Below are 20,109 nucleotides of genomic sequence, written 5' to 3' on the forward strand. Positions count from 1 at the left end.
CGATGAAAGCAGCATCCGCGCACGGTAATAACCGCGACATCTTCCCTGACTATCGACCAACCGGACCCTCACAATCCACAAATTCGCAACCTTAGAGGGTGCGATGTTTCATGCCGCGGGGTACTCAGAACACACCCCGACTTCAAGAAGGAAGCGCCGCCGAGGGTCTGCCGCCAAACGAAGTAGTGGAATCCGGGAACCAAGACAAAAAAAACCAGAACAGCGCCGGAAATCCGATCGCTGTTCCAGTTAGTTAAGTCCTGTTTAGATCAAGCCAAGAATGGCTGCATCGATCGCTGAAGACGTTTCTTCCTGATCGCTTGTTTCACGATCACTCGCAATCAAGTCCATCCAGTCTTCCGATTTTGAATCGCTTGCCACTGATGTGTCAACCAACTTGGATTCGCTCGCCAATGATGTGACCGGGAAAACCTCATCGAGTTCGCGTTCCCAAACCGAACCAACCGAATCAGCCTCGCTACGCAGCACGTCGGCTCCGAATAGCGACACGCTTGTTACCAAATCAGTATCAACCTGTGAATCCGAAACCTGTTCACCACTGACGCGGTTGTTGATTCGGCTCAGTTGGTTGATGACACGAAGTGCGTCCAACGAACTAATCGTTTGGTCACCCGAAACGTCATAGTAGTTTGGCCCACGGTCGTCCGAAGTAACGGGGATGCGTCCGTCACCATTGCCGCTGCGGGACAGACGGTTGATGATCAACAACGCATCGATCGCGGTTACAAAACCGTCATCATTAACGTCGCTGAATTCATCCGGGTTCTGCAATCGGCTAGCTACCACTTGAACAGTGACAGTTGCAATGCTGCTTGGACGACCCTCGTTATCAAGAATTTGATACTGGAACTCGTCCGAACCAACAAAACCTGGTAGCGGCAGATACTGGATCGTACCATCGGAAAGTGGAACCGCCTCGCCGCGACCTGGATCGGTCACGATTGTGATGCTGGCCAGATCCAACGTGCCGTCCGGATCGGTATCGTTCGCTGTAACGTTGATCACAACAGCTTCGGCCAAGAATGTGCCCGCCGCGTCATCCCGAGCAATCGGGCTAGCATTTGCCGAGATCGTTACTGTGGCCTCGGAACTACGAAGCCCCTGATCGTCCGCAACCGTGTAACGGAAGATATCTTCTTCCGAGAAACTGCTAAACGGCGTGTAGATCAATGAACCATCGGTTTGGATGGCAAGCGAACCGAATGCTGGTTGCAACGTAATTTGAAGCGAGCTTACATCGATGGTGCCATCGATATCGGTGTCGTTGTCCAACACACGAATGATTGTGGGACCACTGGGGTTGAGCGTCGGCAAATCAGCGACCAACCGCGGTGCATCGTTAATTCCCGTTACGGTAATGGCGACGGTCGTCAAATTACTGGTCAATCCAGACGCGTCGACAAGTGAGTACGCGAACGAATCCACCAACGACCCGCCATCAGGGAGTGACTGCAAGGCAACCGCATTCGACGGATCATAGGTGATCACACCCGTCATTTGGTTGTAGGTCACTCGAGCACCACTGACTGACAACGAGTTTGCCGGCATAACCAACTGAACGTTCTCCGACGTATTGGTTAGCAAGTCAGGGTCAATGTCATTGGCCAACAGTTCCGCCACTGTGATTTCAAACGCGGTGTCCTCGTCACCCGTGAACACATCCGAGACTGCACGCGGCGCGTCGTTAACTTCCGTGATGACGATACTAAATGTCATCACAGGCGTTTCGGCACCTTCCGAATCACGCGCAACCACGCTGATCGGAACCGGCCCAGCATTTACGCTGTTGGCATTCGGTGCCGGCGTAAAGCGAAGAATTCCGGCAGGAGTAATCGTCGGCTGCTCGGTAAACAATGCCGCGAACTCATCTGCCAACGGCAATACGTCGAAAGCAACGGTTTGCGATGACTCATCCGCCGGTCCAGGCGAAATGTTCGACGCTTGCAATGTGCTGAACGGTCCGCTGTCCTCGGGACGCGTGATCGTTGAGCTGACAAGCGTGTAGGTTGGCGGATCGTTGATCGCGGCAACATCAATCGTAAAGGTCCGAGGTGGACTACTGACTGATTCGTCACCGATACCTGAGTCGTTAGGTCCGTCATCTTGCAAGACAACTTCGAACACAGCCAAGCCATTGGCATCCGGACGAGTTTGGTACTGCAAACTCCACACACCAGTGGCCTGATCAAACACAGCCTGTGGTGGCGATAAGAACAAATCAGTGTTGGCCGATGTCTGCGTGAAGACGAACTGCAATTCCTGTGCTGGCGTGCCACGGAATCCGGACAATTCGTCCGCTGCCGTTGAAGGCCCAGCAATCACATTGGTTACCCAGTTTGGAATCGTTACCAGCCCTTGGTCCTCATCGCTCGAGACATTACCAGCACTGCTGAATTGTGGTCTGTCATTTACCGGAAGCACTTCAAACGTGACTGTGTTCGATGCAATTCGCGGATCACTAACAGCCGCTCCCGAGGATCCAACTGTGATTCCGTTATCGATCACCGTGTAGATGAACGAGTCGGTCCCCACAAAGTTCTCTCGTGGTCGGTACAACAATCTTGGCGTGCCACCGGTAGTGACCAGCTGCAGCGAGCCGCCTTGAGCACTCGACTGAGGAATCGGTGACCCCAACGATACCGTTTGATTTCCGCCAACTCGCGGCAAGATATCTGCAGATTCACTCGTCGCACCCAGGTTCGGTCCTGGGAAGTAGACATCCAACAATCCTCGCGAAGTGTTATCACCATCGACAAGGATCTCGAACAGACCGTCTTCCAACATCGTGAACGAAAGCGGCGCCGCATTCGGATCAACAATTGGCGGATCGTTCACCGGATTGATGTTGATCGTCAACGTAATCGGAACCGAAGAAATCAAGTCGCCACGCGTCGTGTTATCCGAAAGAGTTCCATCTCGGTTCTGGTCGCTCAGCACAACTTCGAAGCGGAACTCACCGAACACATTGGCAGCCGACCGGAACGTCAACAATCCAGTTTGCTCATCAATCGTCGGATAGACACTGAAGAAGTCTTCGGAATCTTCGATTGGGAAGTCCAGCGACGTCACAGTGAACTCAACCAATTGACCAGTGTTCACGTCAACTTCGTCGAACGCGGTTGTTGGTGGTCCGGCACTAATGTTGGTCGCGTAGTTATCGAATTGAATCAACTGGGTGTCTTCTTGAACGGTAATGTCCAAGGTTGCCGTGTTGAATTGAGGACGGTCATTGACCGGCGTCAAAAACAACTCGACTCGGTTCGACGAAGTCAACCGATCTGGCACCAATGCCGAAGCCGTCAAGTCAAACGTTTCGCCCCCGTTTGGATTGTCGTCACGCACAAGGTACGTGAAGGAATCCAAACCTGCGAACGACGAGTTGAAGTCCGTCGGTGGTCGATAGTTCAATCCAATCAATTGATCGTTTGAATCAAACACAGGCGTCAGTACACCACCACGATCGGTGGTGCGGAACAATCCGCCCGTTGTCGAGGCGTTTCCTGCACTCAAGAACTCGAGCGTCTGTGATCCACCCTCGAATGCCCCAGCCTCATTGTCCGGACCAACGTTGAAGACGTCTAGCAAACCGACTCGGCTGTATCCAACGGCGGCAGCGCGACGAAGCGGAATGAAGTAGTCCTGAACCACGCCCGCCGCCTGGGTGTTGTCTTCACGAAGCGTGTACCGAATCGTGGCGTCATCGATGTTGCCATCGTTGTCGCTATCGATGTTCGCAACCGAGTAGGCGTCATCCGCATCGCGAGTGTCCGAACGAGGATTTAGCGTCGAACTAAATCGTGGTGCATCGTTCACTGGTCGCACATTGACCGTAAAAGTCGATTGCGTTTGGCGCGAAACGAATCCAGCTGTTCCTGCTTCGGCATCGGTAGCGACAACCACAAAGGTCGCCGTACCAATCGCATCCGGTGCAGGATAGATCGTCAAATGTCCGTCGGGGCTTAGTTCAGGCAGTCGTGTGAACAAACCAGCCGGGACAGTCGACGGACCGTTGAGCGCGACCGGGAAGCTGAACGAAACCGTTTGACGCTGGACTTCATCCGTCGCCGTTGCCGGTCCTGGCAAAATATTGGTGACGAATCCGGCGATCGTCGTACCCTGACTATCGTCCCGTTCAAGCACATTGATTGAGGCATTTGGCACCGTGAAGGTCGGCGCGTCGTTCGCTTCGTTGATCACGATGGTGACCGTTGCCGCGTTTGACGACCGTACCGCGGGCAAGTTGAACTGAGCACCGCCCTGTGGGTTCGTGGTCAAGCCATCGTCTTCGATCACATAAGTAAAAGTGTCGTTCGGACCGAACGGTGTTCGACCGTTGTAGTCCGCGGTGGTCACCAATCGTCCCGTGGTGAAGATGCCGTCAACGAAATCGAATTCGTAGGTGCCGCCTTGATCACTCGCGAGCGTCAGCACCTCAGCACCAACACCAGTTAAGGATTGTGCATCAACCGTTCCTGCCGACGTCGTAAATGCAACCACTCGCAGGTTAGCCGTCTGCTCCGATTCGTTGAATGGAGCCACCAAAGTTGGATCAAAAGTTCCAGAGACGGCAGGCGTTTCACCCACCGCACCCAAGATCAATTGGTCTCTCGTGAACGCGAACGCAGCCCCCGTTCCAGCATCGCTCGATTCCGTGTACGACAACGCTCGATCGAAGGCGACCGGTTCATCATTGACGGGCTGAATCGAAACGGTAACCGTGCCATCAACCGACGTTAGCGGCACAAGCGGACGGGTGCCTGTCAACGATTCGTTGATGCCTTCGTCGCGAGCCGAATAGGTGAAGATCACATCGCCGAAGACATTCGCTGCGGGTGTGAAGATAATCTCACCAGCAACCAGCTCGACCGTACCTTGGGTGCCGTCAAGCATAGCAACAGAGGTGACAGTCAAACCTGTGTCGTTCTGACTAGTTGGGGTGTTTTCATCAGCAGCGGTCAACGGTCCTCGCGAATCGTTTTGCAACAAGAACGCAGGGTTGATCGTCAATGCAACATCTTCGGTTGGCGTCGCGCCACCGAATGTTTCCCAATCGGTCAATACGTTCGCGGCATCTGGCCCCAGTGGGCCAACCGAAATCACGTCGGCAATCAATCTTGGCGGATCGTTTTGCGGAGCAACATCGATCGTCGCTGTTGACGCCAACGAATCCAGCGATGGTCCATAAACATACGAGTTGTTGATTAAATCAATCGCAACACCATTGTCGCGAATCACATAGGTGAACGAATCTGTCAATATCGGCAGAGCTGGTGGCGGATTATCACGATTAAGGTCTTGGCCAGACAAGTAACGCAGTTCGATCAGCGAGCCGCTGTCGTTGAACAACGCAATCGCTGAACCACGAGCCGTGCTGAATCGTTTACCGGCCGTCACACTGGAAGCCGAGACTTCAATGCGATTCGGATTCGCAGAGCCATCGCGGACCGAGGCCGAAACGCCAAGCGTCGTTCCAGCGAGTTCACTTTGGATCGCCGCAGCCAAATTCGCAGCCGCCGAAGCGCGTGCTGCCGGCGACACTGGATCCGCGAACTCCAACACTGGCACGCCAACGTTTCCGCTAGCGGCAGTCGCTCCGGTTGCCAAAAACTCGAACGTCGTCGCTTGTCCTGCGATCGTTAACGTGACCGTATCACCCATGACCGGGGTCGCCCCCGCGGTGGTGGCTTGCGGAACGGCAAGCAAGTCAATGAACTGACCGCCTGCGGTTGCGGAAACTCCGAATACAGCAGCGTTACTTGAAACGGCTGCAATAACTTCAGGTGTAAAGGACACCGCAATCGTATCAGCGGTCGCAATAGCCGACAAAACCGGTGTGGTGGTTCCAAACTCAGCAACGATGCTTTCAGCCAATCGAGTCGCGATCGAGCCTGTCGTCTCACCTGCAACCAACGGAATCGCGATCGTGCCGGCTTGAGCAATCCCGCCAACCGGAACCAATTCAAATGTCGACGACACGCCCGCGAATGCCAAGCTGAACACGTCGCCGCTGACCGCGTCATTGATCTGCAGATTCAAGCCAAGCCCATTGCTGGTCACGGTCACGTTACCAGTTGCTGAAGCCGAATTTGCCGCTGTGATCGGCGTTCCGCCGGATCCTTCGACGGCTACGACTCTTAGCGACGCCAACTGATTCTCTTCGTTCAGCAACGCATCGTTTACCGTATTTCCGGATCCACCAAACGGCGGTACGTAGTTGGCATCGGCATCGGCGACTGCATCCACCATCAATTGCTCGGCCGTGATGGTTAGCGGCAAATCTTCTTGGGCGATGAAGTCTTGATCGCTACCGCCTGGCACGTCGTTGACCGGAGCAACATTGATTGTCACAGTCGCGAACGAGTTCAACGATACCGAACTTGAACTTTCGTTTGGCTGAGTGCTCAAACGATACGTGAAAGTATCAACGCCGTTGAAGTCGGGATTCGGGCGGTAGACGAAGTGTCCTGTCGATGAATCGAGACTCACCAACGTTCCGTTCGTTGGCAAATCGCCGGCGATGTACTGAAGCGGCAAGAAAGTGTTGACAGGCAACACATCACCATCGCTGATCGACAGTTCACCGTCGGCTAGCGTATCAAGCAACGAGTCTTCATTAATCGAGTAAGTGTCATCGTCCGGCGCTGGCAGATCCACACCAATCACTTGCACGCGATAGTCTTCGACTTCGCCACCGATCGCAACACCGGTTGGCAGTAGATTGCCCGACTCGCTGATTCGAACTCGCATCCAAGTCGTGCCTTCGACCGCATTGCTCGGCGTGAACACAGTCAACGTATTGAAAGATCCATTGACCGGATCGCCGGTGACAGGGACGTTGGCCAAGACTTGCTCGTCGGCCTCGAATGTGTTGCTTTGGTCAAAGTCAATCCAAACATGCAGCAGACCGGCGCCGAACACTTCGACATCAACGTTGGTCCCTGCGGGATCCTTCGGATTCAAGAAGCCAAGAACGTCTTCTGGACGAACGTTGGTTGGATCCGTTCCTCGCTGTGTGAAGACGCTATAGGTCGTGCCGTTGGCGATAAGTTCACCCTGCAGCACGCCGTCTTCATCGTCGGTTGCATTGATCGTAAAGGCTGTATCACCATTCTTGGCGATCAACAATCCATCATCTGTTTGTGGCAGAGCACCACGTACCGCCGTCACCAACTTTGTAGTAATTTCCGACAGAGTTTCCAACGGACTGAACGTGACCCCGATGTTGGTTCCGATTGGATTGGCGTTCAACTCAATCAGCTCGAACGTGTAAACCGTTCCCTCGACCGTGATCGATATCGTTTCGCCACCAAGCGGCATCGCATCCAGCGTTGTCAATACGGTGTTCGGAATCGCCAATGGATCGATCATGAAGATATCAGGCTGGCCACCGGGCGACGCCGAAGTGACATTAACCAACAATGGCGTGTCGTCTTGGTCGACCGGCTTACCGTCGGCTTCGCTATCGATGAACTTACCAAGTCGCGGCAGTCCTTGCGTACCGATGGTGTGGCGAGCGCCATTGTCGGCAACCAAAGTGCTGTAGTTGACCGGAGCATCGCCGAAGTCAAACACGACTTCTGGCATGATGATAGTAAAGCGAGTCTCGTCGTTCGTACGCGTTTCGCTGACCGGATTGCCGGCCAAGTCCGTGATCGCTGGCGTCAACACCCCAAGATCGGTTTCAGGTCCGCCTGCGACCGTGCCACGAAGCGACGATGCCCCCGCGATCAAGATCGTTCCACCGCCGGCCTCGAACGTTGAAACAGTGAGTGGCGTCGACGCAATCGCGCCTTGCAAGGTTGCAGCGATCGAAGTCCGCGGGCTGGTTGGCAAGTAGTTCACCAGAATCGCACCACCACTGATGCCACCGGGAATCAAACCCGCCGTACCACCGGTGACCGATGTTGCGACCGCTGAAACGGCCACCGACGGTTCGCCAATGAAGAACGTATCACCGACCGAAGTCGCGAACAATTCACCGGGGAACGTTGCCGTGATTGCGGCCGCCGATTTGGCGGCGATCCCACCGATCAAATCAGTCGGTTGCAAAACAACTAAACGATTTGGCGAAACCAAGTTTGGATCGGTCGTATAAACGAACGTTGATGTGTTGCCACCACTGGTCACAGAAAATGTCTTGCCAGCGATCGTTGCACCGGTTTCAGCAGGCGGCACGGTCAGCGACAACCGACCTGCCACGCCCGGCTGTCCTTGCAATGTCAATGTGCTGCCCGTCAAGTCGATCGTATCGGTAACCTTGCCGCCAAGAACGACGGTACCGTTTTCCGAAGCGACTGCACCGCCCAAACCAAGCGGCTGAACTCGCACCGACTGGACGATTGCCTCAGCGATTTCCACCGGTGTGCTTTGGCGACTGAACGAAACCGGGACATTGGCTGAATCTGAAAGTGATCCGTCGATGTCGAACTCGAACGTCCTCGTTTCGGTCGTGGTCGAGTACACAAAAGTTTGGCCGTCGGCGATACCGTCGGGTTGTCCAGAAACGGTCAATCCCGAACTTGCCGAGGCCACTGTGTGACCGGCAAGTGTGCCCAGTTGAATCTGGTCATCGTCAATCGCAACGGGAGCCAAATCCAAGAACTCGCGTACCGTTTGGCCGGCTCCGCCAGGGGCAGGCAAATTGAACGATGCGAGCACCGCATTTCGCACTTGTGTCAAAGTACTAGCCGATCCCAATTCAACCGGTACACGCCCACCCGTTGTCGATCCCGTCAAATTGAATTCGAACGTCAACGAGTTCCCCGATGGTGAACTGATCACAAACGTTTCGCGGTCGACAAACGCGTTGTTGGCGCCTTCAACCGTCAACAAAGTCGTCTGAGGAATGGTCAGTGCGAAACCGCTCTCGTACTCGAACGTAACAACGTTGCCGTTGCTGTCCGTCACGGTCACTTGATCACCATCGCTGATTTCGCTACCCGCTGGTGCTTGATAAGCGATACGAGTTTGATTGTTCAGCGTGACTTCATAAACCGCATCCGTTCGCCACAAACCAGCCAACGGCGTCAAACGAATCAATCGACTGTTGTCGCTGTAGCCAAAGGTGTAATCAACGCCAGGAACCAGACGCTGTCCATTTTCGGTCAACAGAACGGTTTCTTGCGTGATCGTCCGTCCGTCCGGACCGGAACCCGATGGGTCGGTCAGTTGAATTTCAAAGAACTCAACACTTCCCTCGGTCAATCGAACAAACGATTCCGACGGATCAATATCACCACCAGCGACGCTGCTGCCCGAGACCGAGACAAAGTCGAGCGGTGACACGAGCGTTGCAATCGGGCGAACAAAGTCGGCTCGGTCAATCGCACCACGATCGATGAAAACGTTCGAGCCCACACCACCAGGCGTAGTCACAGCCGGATCATCGAAGCGAGGAATACCATAGGCATCAAACAGCGGCGCCAAAATCGGCGACGAAGCGATCCCGACCGGTTGCTTCACGGTGTTGACGAAATTCGACCGGTCATTCAGCGACGCAAACGAGCTGTCAATGACCTGCGAGCCCGCCGCCGGAATATAGATTCGGCCGGCTGGATCTTGGAACAGTTGGACTCCGACTGGGATCACAATATTGGTCGTGGAAATCGGAATCGTCGAGTTGACTCCGGCACCTTGGAATGCATTACCGCCAACGACGGTTGTTGAGCTATTGCCAGCAATGTTCAACTTGGTGGCAAAGTCAGCCACGATGTTGTTCAGCACCGTCGGCGCTGCACCACCAGATACCGTAATGCCGTTCCCTGTACCATTGCCGACAACCGTGTTGTTGACAATTCGGCCAAACGGAACTGGCACAGGTGAATCATTAGCCGCACCGACTTCGCCGGCAAACAGAATACCTGTCCCACCGCTTGCGATGACCACATTGTTGCTGATCACGGTGCCTGGAAGCAGTCGGTCCGTGTTCGAGTTCCGCAGCGTAACAGTTGCCCCCGCGCGGCGATCAAGTACCGAGCTCGTGAAGTTGGCATCGTCATCGACATTCACCGCACCAGGATCAAAGGTCGCCCGAATACCGGTGTTGCTGAAGTCGCTGATGAAGTTCGACTCGATGATCAGTTGGCCTTGGTCACGGAACCTGTTGGTATCCCCCGATCCAAAGTGATAATCAGCCATCAAGACATCACGAGTCACCGAGCCCGTCGGACGAATCGTTAACTGATAATCGCCATAACTTTCGTTGAAGAAGAAGATCGATGAGTTCGAAGAAACGCGGACGTAATAGTAGCCCGATTCAGGTGCGACGAATCCCGTAATCGAAACTCCATCGTTGCTTTCGCCCGGCGACCGCAACGAAAGAGCCGAAGGCATCAGCGTAGGAACGCCATTGATGTCGCGATAGATTTCAACCAAGGCATCATCAAACTCTGTCCCTAGCGTCCAACCGATCGTATCCAGATCGACATCAATTGAGTCGCTTTGGTTCAAGTAGATTTTGACAATGTCAGCGTCCACCGAGGGGGACGTTGGGATCAACACATTTGCGTCGTCAGTGCCCACTGGATCGCCAATCTTGCCCACGGCAACCAACGTATCCGTATTGCCGTTCACATAATCGGTCACAGTCGCTCGCGCGAACGTGTCAAAGAAAATCGAGTCGGTTACCGTTTGCAGATCATGATCGACCAGCGGCAGAGTCCGCGCGGATTCGCGTCCGTAGAACGTCTCCTCGGCAACGAGATCAACCTTCAAGAAACGGCCGCTGCTTGGATTCACTTGAATCGAATCGCCGAACAGTTCGACGCGGTTACCCGTCATCGGCCCGGCTTCGCTGCCATCGGTACCGGCGGCACGGATGCCTAACGAATTTCGAGCAGCCGCACTGTTGATCGCGTCGCGAATGCTGCGCGCGACCGAACTTGCTTCGTCACTATCGGGGCTGAACGCAGCGCCCGTACCAATCGGAGTGAACGCAACAGGAACACGTCCCGAGGTCACATTTCCGTTGCTGTCGAATTCAAACGTGACCTTATTGGTGCCATTGCTTAGCACAAACGTATCACCGTCAACCAAGTCCGCACCCGACGGCACAATCAAGGTAACCCCGTCTGCCAAACGATCATTGGTATCAAAAGACCGACCGAAACCTGATTGCTCATCCAATCCCAAGCGAATCGGATCGTAATCTTCGGGGATCCCGTATTCGTCGGAAGTCCGAACTTCTAAGGTGTAGCTTCCGACCAGAATTTCATTTGGGAATTCAGGAACTTGCTGGTCGTTGAACGTGAACGTTCGTTGCTCTGGCAACACGCTAAAGTTACGGTTCGTCGGCGCGTTATAAACGGCTTCACCACGCTCTGCGAAACCGATCACGATGTCGTCGATGTAAACGCCTTCGACTGCATTATTGCTTCCAGGTCGAGCGTTAGCCTGGGAACTTGTGACTGCGGCGCTGGCTGCAGCGCCAAATTCATCACCCGGCAAGAACGAACTAAAGCCGATCGACGAAGTGTTCCCAAATTGGTTTTGGTTGTAGATCCGAATTCGGTTCGTTGCGTATTCGGGATAGTTCGCGATCGTTGCAGTGGTAATCCCTGTCAACGGATCAACATTTCCAATCCCGTTAGCAAGCGCTTGACGGACCGAATCCCGCACCTCCTGCATTGTCATCGAATTACTGTAGAAGATCGGCACACTTCCATTGGGAAGATTCTGGAACGCAGTCGGGCTATCGAACCCAGCCGGCGTCAGCTCGAACGACTCTGCTTCGCTGACCACGATTTGGTTTCCGTTTGCCGTTGCCAACAGCGTCGGTGCCAGTGTTTGCAACTTCGTCGCAATTTTTGTCGCTAGGTCAGTCGCCAAATCCGTCGGCGCAATGAAGACATCTGTCAGCGCCACCGCAGCACCAGTCGTCAAACGTAGCGTTGTTGGTAGTCCCGTTGGGTCCGTAAACGAGATCAGTTGGCCATCTGCGATCGTTGTCGGATCAGGAACGTTGAAGGCTGCGCCACGAACAAACTCAAAAGTCGTGAAGTCGAAACCAGCGCTGCTGAACAGACTGAAGCCGGTACCGGGTGTCACGTCCGTACCGGCTGGTACTTGCAGTTCGGTCAAGTAACCGGTCGACAAGAATTGACTTTGCATCCCGCCGGCAGTTGAGAAGTCGAACCGAAGCTGAACGTTGGAATTACCCGCCAAAGGCGACAAATCCACGCGTGCTTGACGCCAGTCACCTGTGTTTTCGAATGTCTCTTGAATCGGGATACCGCCGTTGAGCCCAAAATAGTCGTACTCGTCACTCGATGGGACGTTACTGAAACTTCGGTAGGTATCGTTAGTAGTCAGCAACACCCACTGGCCGTCATCGCCAGCAGCGAAGACACGGAACGCGTCAACTTGTTGGTTGTTGATGCCATTGCTCGGCGGATCGTAGTCATCACCATCTTCGGTTTCCAAGAAGTAGTTAAAGTACAACGTTGGCTTATCGCCCGCGGCGTAACCTTCCAAACTCATTGGACGGCTAACCACGCTACCGTGAGCACCGCCAGGGTTTAGCGTGCCGTTGCCACCTTCGATAGCGTTGTTCGCAGCATTGCCGTCAATTTCAACGCCGAAGTACAAACTGGATCCGCCCAACAAACGAATGCGTGATTGATCCTCGGCAACAAACAGACCATGGCCATCGTCCGTGCCGCGATCGTTCGTTTGGTGCCACAAGTTTTCTTCGCGGATACTGAATGCGACGCCATTAGGCGAAACCCCAAGCTCGTTGCCGAAACTATCCACAATTGGAATCGACGAGCGACCATCCACAAGAACGTGCGCCGGAACGACTCGGTTGGTCACTGCATCGATTTGCATCGTGTAGATCCAACCTTGCGCCGTTGTACCGAACAGAACTTGCGAGTATGGACCGAGACCAGTCGTTCCCACTCGTTCGGTGATGCGAGGGCCCAGCGTTAAGCTGCTGAATTCAACAAATCCGTTGAAGTTCGAAATAAAGTCATCTGGATCCGGTGTGACGAGACCGTGGTTGGTCGCGTTGATCACATCGTTGTACGTGTTCAGCGGATCTCCGTCGGCATCCGACGCACGTTGATCAAACGGATTGAAGGTATAGACATAGCCTTCTTCGGTCACCGAATACATCAGGCTCTGCCCCTGAATCGGGTCGATTGCCATGCCGACGATGTTTCCGCCGTCTACGAAGTTGCCATCCAGGTCGGCTGGTGAATCGAGGAATTGTCCGGTATCGACAACGCCGATTTCGAACTTGTTCGACGCCACGCCAAGGTTTTCAGAGTACGGAGCATTGCCGAAGTTACGATCGGTATTGGCCGCGGTACTGCCGCGGTTAGTTGCGGCACCGTTACCGGCTTCCATCGAATACAAAATGTTGTGTCGGATCGGATCGAGAACCTCACCACGTCCGAAATTGTCGCGATAACCCAACGCGTAAACTCGTTCCCCAGCGGGAATGGTTGGGTTGTTCGATGGAACTGCCGATGTATTGCTCGACGGCGTGAACGCGATCGCTTCTATGATCAGTTGCGCATTGTCATCAGTCTCGGTCCCCGTGCCAGCGGCGTTGTTTCTGCGGAAGACGAGTCCATCGTCACCCGACTGACTGGCCGAACCATCCGTAGAGCTGACGTTTAAGAAGTTGCCAGAGTTACCGTTATTCTGTGCACCGTTATTCGGGCCACGACTGTAGGCGAATAGTTCGCCGTCGCGGCGGATGGCCAAGTCACCCACCGGTTGTGAGAACTCACCAAGAGTTCGTTCGAGCAAGCCTGTGAACGGATCAACCGTGATCACACCTGTTCGGTCGTTGGCACCGCCGGGTATGCCACCATCAAGCGACAAGAAAAGTCGGACGTCTTCCAGCTTGTAGGGAACTAGCGAAGTTTCATCAAACACCGGTTCGAATGATGGCAGTTCAGCCGCCGTTTTGACCAGCACCGTTGGGTCACTGGTGAAGAACGTGTTGCTCGATGAGTTAACACCCAATGAGACGTCAAAGAAGCCTTCTTCGACCAACCTTCGTGTCGAGTCGATTGGTAGGATCCGAACATTCGCCGCCGTCGGGTTGGTTTCAAACAACTGATCCAGCGTCGAAGGAATCATCTGAGCACTGCTGACGACGACATAGTAGGTCCCCACCTGCAATTCCACGGGACCGATATACGCATCAAGCGTACCGGCGGAACCGCCCGCCAGATTCGTCATGTCGTTGCCTTCGGTGGGTCGACCTTGATCATCCGCGATATTTGAATCGCGGCTATGCAGGATCAATTGACCGGCGGCATTGAAGACCGAAATCGATGTGTTAGCACGGCCGAGTTGGTCGGCGTAATCGATATCAAATGTCGTCGATACGAACCGATTTTCGCCAATGATGTTTGGCTCTTGCGACTCATGGAACAAGTCAACGCGATAGACGTCGATGTCTTGCTCGGACAACAACCCAAATTGCGGATTGGTTGCCAAGACTTGGTTACCCAACACTCCACTAACCCGAAGCGAACCACGATCCGAAAGTGCGAGAGCACCGAGAGGATCGCCGTTAGCGTTAGCGAACTGGGCGGTACCTTCACCACCGGCGAACGCTGTACCACCGTCGTTGACGTCCAATCCGTTGGCATCTAATTCTTCAGCATGCTCGCCGGCAAGCGGTGAATGCAGAGGTGCCGCCGGAATATCAATTGCGTTGAAGGCGTAGCGAATGTCGGACAACCGAATCGTGCTGCCCGCGATTTCATCGGTTTCGCCCAATCGGATCGACAACTGATACTGTCCAGACGACAAGCCAGCGCCGACAAGCGAGGCAGTCGTCAAGCGCGAAGGAAAATCACCAGGACGCAAGTTGCTACTGCGAACGCGAACGTAATAAACGTTGTCCGGGTTTGCACTATTACCCGGCAAGACAACTCGCATTCCAGCATCAAGCGGGTTGGGATTTTCAACGACTTCTTTGCCGGTCTTGAACAGCGGCAACACTTTGTTGGTGCCGATATTGTTGACCAATCCATTCGCACCGGTCGGCGTAACCGACTCAACCACCGAATTGTTGCTGAGCGCAAGGATGTTTCCGTTGACGTCAATCAACTCAACGACGGTGTCCAACCCAAAGTTGGTGTCGTCGATGTCGATGAAGACCTCTGTGCCACCACTGGCTCGGAAAGTGTAAACATCGATGTCGCTATTTTGGCTCAGTGAACCACGGACATTGAAACCGAGTCGTCGGTTTTCGTCAGCGGTGACTTCACTTTGAGCCAGCGCACCGAGGATCTGTGCGGTTGACGGAATCGCGTTGACACCCGATGACGTCGACACAGAACGTTCCGCTTCGGGGATGAAGCTGACGTTCCGATCGTTGGCACCAGCATCAATTACTAAACCGTACCAGTCGCCTGGGACCGGAGCGACGTTTGCGTTATCGGTATCAAGCTGTGGCAGTCCACTTGGTGTGAATCCTGCGCCGACGGTGTCATCATTGATGGTCGTCAACACAACGGGGAAACCGGGCTGACCGATCACCTGCAACGTGCCACCAATCGCATCGGCGATGTCAGTTCGATAGTTTTCTGCAACCAGCGAACCACCGGTCTGGAACTTCACAACCAAGCTTCGGTTCGGATCGCTCTTCAATCGCAGGCCGCTACGCTGGTATTGATGCGCACTGATGACTTTTTCTTCGACCACGTGAACGATGTCGGTATCGTCCCAAACACTTTCAGTCGTCAACACTTCGTTGCGAACGAACAAGCCATTGATGCCGTTGTTGTCCAGTTTGTTGGCCGCGATCAACGGACCTTGGTTGTCACCATCGGCGACAAACACATCAACGACACCGGTTCCGCGACCATGATCGCGCACCGACAAGTAGTTCAGAGAGTCCGGGTTGATGCTGATGGCAGCGCCACCATTGTCGACGATCGTGTTATCAACCAGAACGGGTTGCGCACCACGAATGAAGATCGTGGCGGCGCCGTTGAACCCAATTCCGTCACGGATATCGAATCCGTCGTTGTCGCCATCAGCGTTGTTCGAGAAGGTCGAGTGAGCAATTCGAACGTCGGCTTGCAAGATTTCAACAGGATTGAAGAAAGCCAAATTACCCGACGTCGCGCTGTCACCACCGGCGTACGAAATCGTTGCATAGTCGATCGACGCAGTACTGCCTTGGCGGAACACCAACCCAGCCCAGTCGCCCGGAGTCGGGTTTCCGGCAAGTCCGTCGTTGTTGGTGTCGAACGTACCACCGGCACCGAAGCGGTCATCCAATCGACTGGTGAAGACCACTGGATTGCCGTCTTCGCCTTCGGCGTAAAAGTCGGCACCAAAGGTGGCTTCGATTCTGGCACTTTCGAGCTTGACCACCATACCTGGGTCAACGCTCAAGCGTGCGTTGGTTCGCGGCAGCAGCCGTGTGTCCGTGGTGGCCGCTAATGCAGCGTCTGACAACAGACCGCCGCGAGTGACACCGTTATCTTGGAAGGCCCCGGTTGCACGGTCCAGCGCGGCGACCAAAACGTAACCGCCACTACCGTTGCTACGGTATAGCCGACGCCCTGCGTACTCTGATGGCGCGGCAGGCAGATTATTCAGCGTCACAGCACCACTGTTGGTGATGTCAACGCTACGCGTTATGTCGCTTGATAACGACTCAAAACCGTCCACCGTGACGAACGTGATTCGATAGTCGATGGTGTCACCATTGACCAACGTTCCGATGCCAGTCCCCGGCGTTGGCAACACCGTCACACTGACCACGTCGGGCCGAGTTTCCAAAAGCAATGGACCGCCCGGTTCACCCTGCAGCACCAAGACTTCGCTAAGGGTGTGAACGATGTCACGATCGTCGAACCGACCGCTAACCGTCATCGGCTCGGTCTGGCCAGCCGCCGGTGTCAGCACGCGGACGAACAAACCGTTGATCGAATTATTCGTCAGGGTGTTGCCACGAATGAACGGACCAACACGGTCATAGTCGCTGGTAAAGGTCGTACCGAAACGATCCAGCGACGCTTGCTGGTAGATCGGTGCGGCAAAGTTTGTTTCAGCGAACGAGTTTGGATCGGCGCTCACCGCGGCCTCTCGCGAATTGCTGATACTGTTGTAGATCAACGTCGGACGCGACTGGCTCATTTGCAGCGGAGTCACCGATGGATCGGTCAACTGCACGCTACCACCGCCGTAACGAATATCGGCGTGTGACACGTAATCCAAGAAGATACCTTCGGTTTCCCAAACGGGACGGCCTTCGGAATAATCAAAGTCGTTACGGAACTCGATACCAGCCCAGTCACCAGCGGTTGGCGTTGTGGTCAACAAGTTCGTGTCGAGCCCCAGCAGCGCACCGCCGCGGCGTTCTTCGCGATAACTTGTGATGTCGACTGTACCGTCGATCACGGATCCGTCTTTGTCAACAATCGCTGGCGCACCGAGCACCTGCAGCGCCGCGAGCGAGCGGTCTTCATCAACCGATTCGCTACCGACACTGATCTTCGCGTTTCGCAGTTTCAAGATCGCACCGGCGTCGATCATGACCGTCACGCCCTTTGGCACTTCTAACGTTTCGCCGTCGGCTAAGATCGAGCCGCTGCTGGCACGGCCGATTTCGTACGCACGATTATCCGCGGTTGTATCGATGCGTCCGTCAGCACCACCGTCCGGCAACAACCGCACGATGTCGCCAGGCTGAGCCTGTGCAAGCGCGTAGGCGATCGTTTGCAGCGGCGCCGCAATCGTTCCGCCTGCCGCACTATTGGATCCATCGCGAGCACTAACAAACAGGGTTCGTGGCTCGCCAACTGCTGCCACATCACGTGTCTTGGCGACACGGAACCAAAAGTTGAAATCGCCGCCCTGTTGTCCGTCCGAGTCGCCGTCTAAACGAGATTCGTTGGCGTCAACGATGCTGTTGAATTGATCGCCCTGGAAACTGATTCGCACGTCGTATCGACCTTGCGAAACGCCACCACTGCCGCTGCCGGCGATGTTGGGGTTGTATTCGTCGTTTCCAGCAGCTGTGATTCCAAGCACATAGGTCGCTACTACGCCCCCCGAGTTGGGCCCGACGTCAACTCCGATGAATGAGTCATCGCCATAGAAGTCACCATTTCGGGCGACCAAATCATATTTGCCAGTTCCGGCGTTTAGCTTCCAAAGCTGCAGATCCGAATCAAGCAAACTGGTTTCGACCAATCGCTCGGCAAATGACTCGATCGAAATCCGTCCGGACTCAGCCACTTGGAACCGATATAAGTCAGCATCGCGGATTTCGGGCCGGTGCAGTGCTTGACCGGGGATGATGTCGCTTGTGCTTAAAAAGTCTGGTTCGATACTGAACCCTGGCACGCCGCCCGTGTTGGGGAACAACGACGCATTGTAGAGTGCCGGGTCTGAACCACTGGCCGTTCCCGGAACTTCGGCAAATGTGTTTCCGATTCCGAGCAGCGAACCGACACCGCGCAGCGCCTCGACAAACCAACTCGGTCGATCATCGGGGCTAAGCCCGTATCCGTCGAACCAATTTTCACCAGCATCAAGAATCAAGACGCCCTTTGTTGGATCTTCATCGTTGACGCGGAATTCCTGATACGGGACACCGGGTCCCGTCGACGCCGTTTCGACCAGCGCACGAAGGTCACCGGTGACGATCTGCAAACCCTGATCCTCGGTTTCAATGAACTGGACGCCCAAGTTTTGGGAATACAGATCCAAGATCTCGCGAGTACGTTGCTTCTGTGCAGGCGTGATCGCATTTTCCAACTGCAACGAAGACGCGTCGGTGCCGTATAGATTCGCAAAGTTGTAATAGAAAAGGTCAACGCCATCGTTCGTGTCGGCGCGTCCAATGATCGGCGAATCACGTCGGTCATCGCTATCGATGCCAGCAACGTCAATTCCCGGCCAGCGGATCGTGTTGCCGTCGGTCGCTTCGATTTCACCGTTGATCGTAACGCTAGAATCGCCCGAGGTGCCAAACGTGACACCAAGATTCTGTGCCGTGGAAAAAGTGTCGCCCGCATCCGTTGTCAGATCGGTCGGGACCGGTGGCAACGTGGTCGGCAATGCTTGGGACGAACCGACTCGCAATCGGAAAGTACCTGCCCCATCGACAGTGAAGGCACCAAGGTCCATTGCAAACGTCAACGTTGCACGATTCAGCGCGGCTTCGTACACGATGCTGGTTGGTCGATGGGAAACGCCGTCGTCACCCGTTTCAACCGTATCACCAGTGAAGTAGAGATTATAAAACTCGGGACGTACTACCGACGGATCACTAGCCGTGCCGGTCGAAGTGATCACCGGTGTTGCTGCGTTGCCGAGCGGATCGTTGTTGAAGTAAACGTGGATTGTGTCACGAAGCTGCGTGCGCGGTGTCGTGGTGTAATCGATCGGTTGTGGCACGACAGCGACGACTCGAGGCCCGACCTCGATATTCATCAGGATATCTTGGCTAGGCGACAACGTGTTCAGCGTTGTTGTCGGCTGGAACAGATCACCATCCGTGTTCCGAAGCCCTACCAAACCACTGGCCGTGTTATCAAAACCGGCGATCGAAATCCTGTATTGATCATCAGGCAAGTCCGATGCAAATCGTGCGATCACGATTCGCGAGCTATCACCCAATCCGATATAGCCAGGCGTGATGTTGACTTCGTTGCCTTCGGTGAACCCACCGTCGCCACCCGACGCCGTGAACTGAAAGGCCGACAGAGTCGCCGGATCAATTTCTTGGCCACCATCAAACCGAAACGTCACTTCGCGTGGCGATTCGAACAATTGGTTATTGCCCGCCAAATTGAATTGAGCGCCCGAATTGCTCGCCACGGAAATCAAACGCGGACCGAACTCGGCCGCGAGCAGTTCTCGCTTTTCGAGAGTTTCGTGATGAAGGCTTCGCGATGCGTTGCTAGAAGTCGATCGGCGGCGAAGTGTTCTTCGTTTGGTCATGGTGACCTGGCCTTAAGAAAGGTGCTATCTGGGATGATCAGGATGCCAGATCGATTCCCAAACGGGAGAAACATCGATCTGTTTATTAATTGAGCTATTAAGTTTCTTTTTTGGCCCATCCATTGGCCACGCGACCGGGCGTCGTGCCCGGCCTTCTTA

The 20,109-nt window shown here is 54.6% G+C and carries 1 protein-coding gene; it reads right to left on the reverse strand.

Going from position 1 to position 20,109, the window contains the following annotated elements:
• Nucleotides 1-264: 264 nt before the first annotated feature.
• Nucleotides 265-19,950 carry a tandem-95 repeat protein gene (locus Poly59_RS06820; protein WP_146533375.1) on the reverse strand — a complete coding sequence of 6,562 codons (19,686 nt, stop codon included), beginning with the start codon at nt 19,948-19,950 and terminating at the stop codon, nt 265-267.
• Nucleotides 19,951-20,109 lie beyond the last annotated feature (159 nt).

Source organism: Rubripirellula reticaptiva, assembly GCF_007860175.1.
Classification (GTDB): Bacteria; Planctomycetota; Planctomycetia; order Pirellulales; family Pirellulaceae; genus Rubripirellula; species Rubripirellula reticaptiva.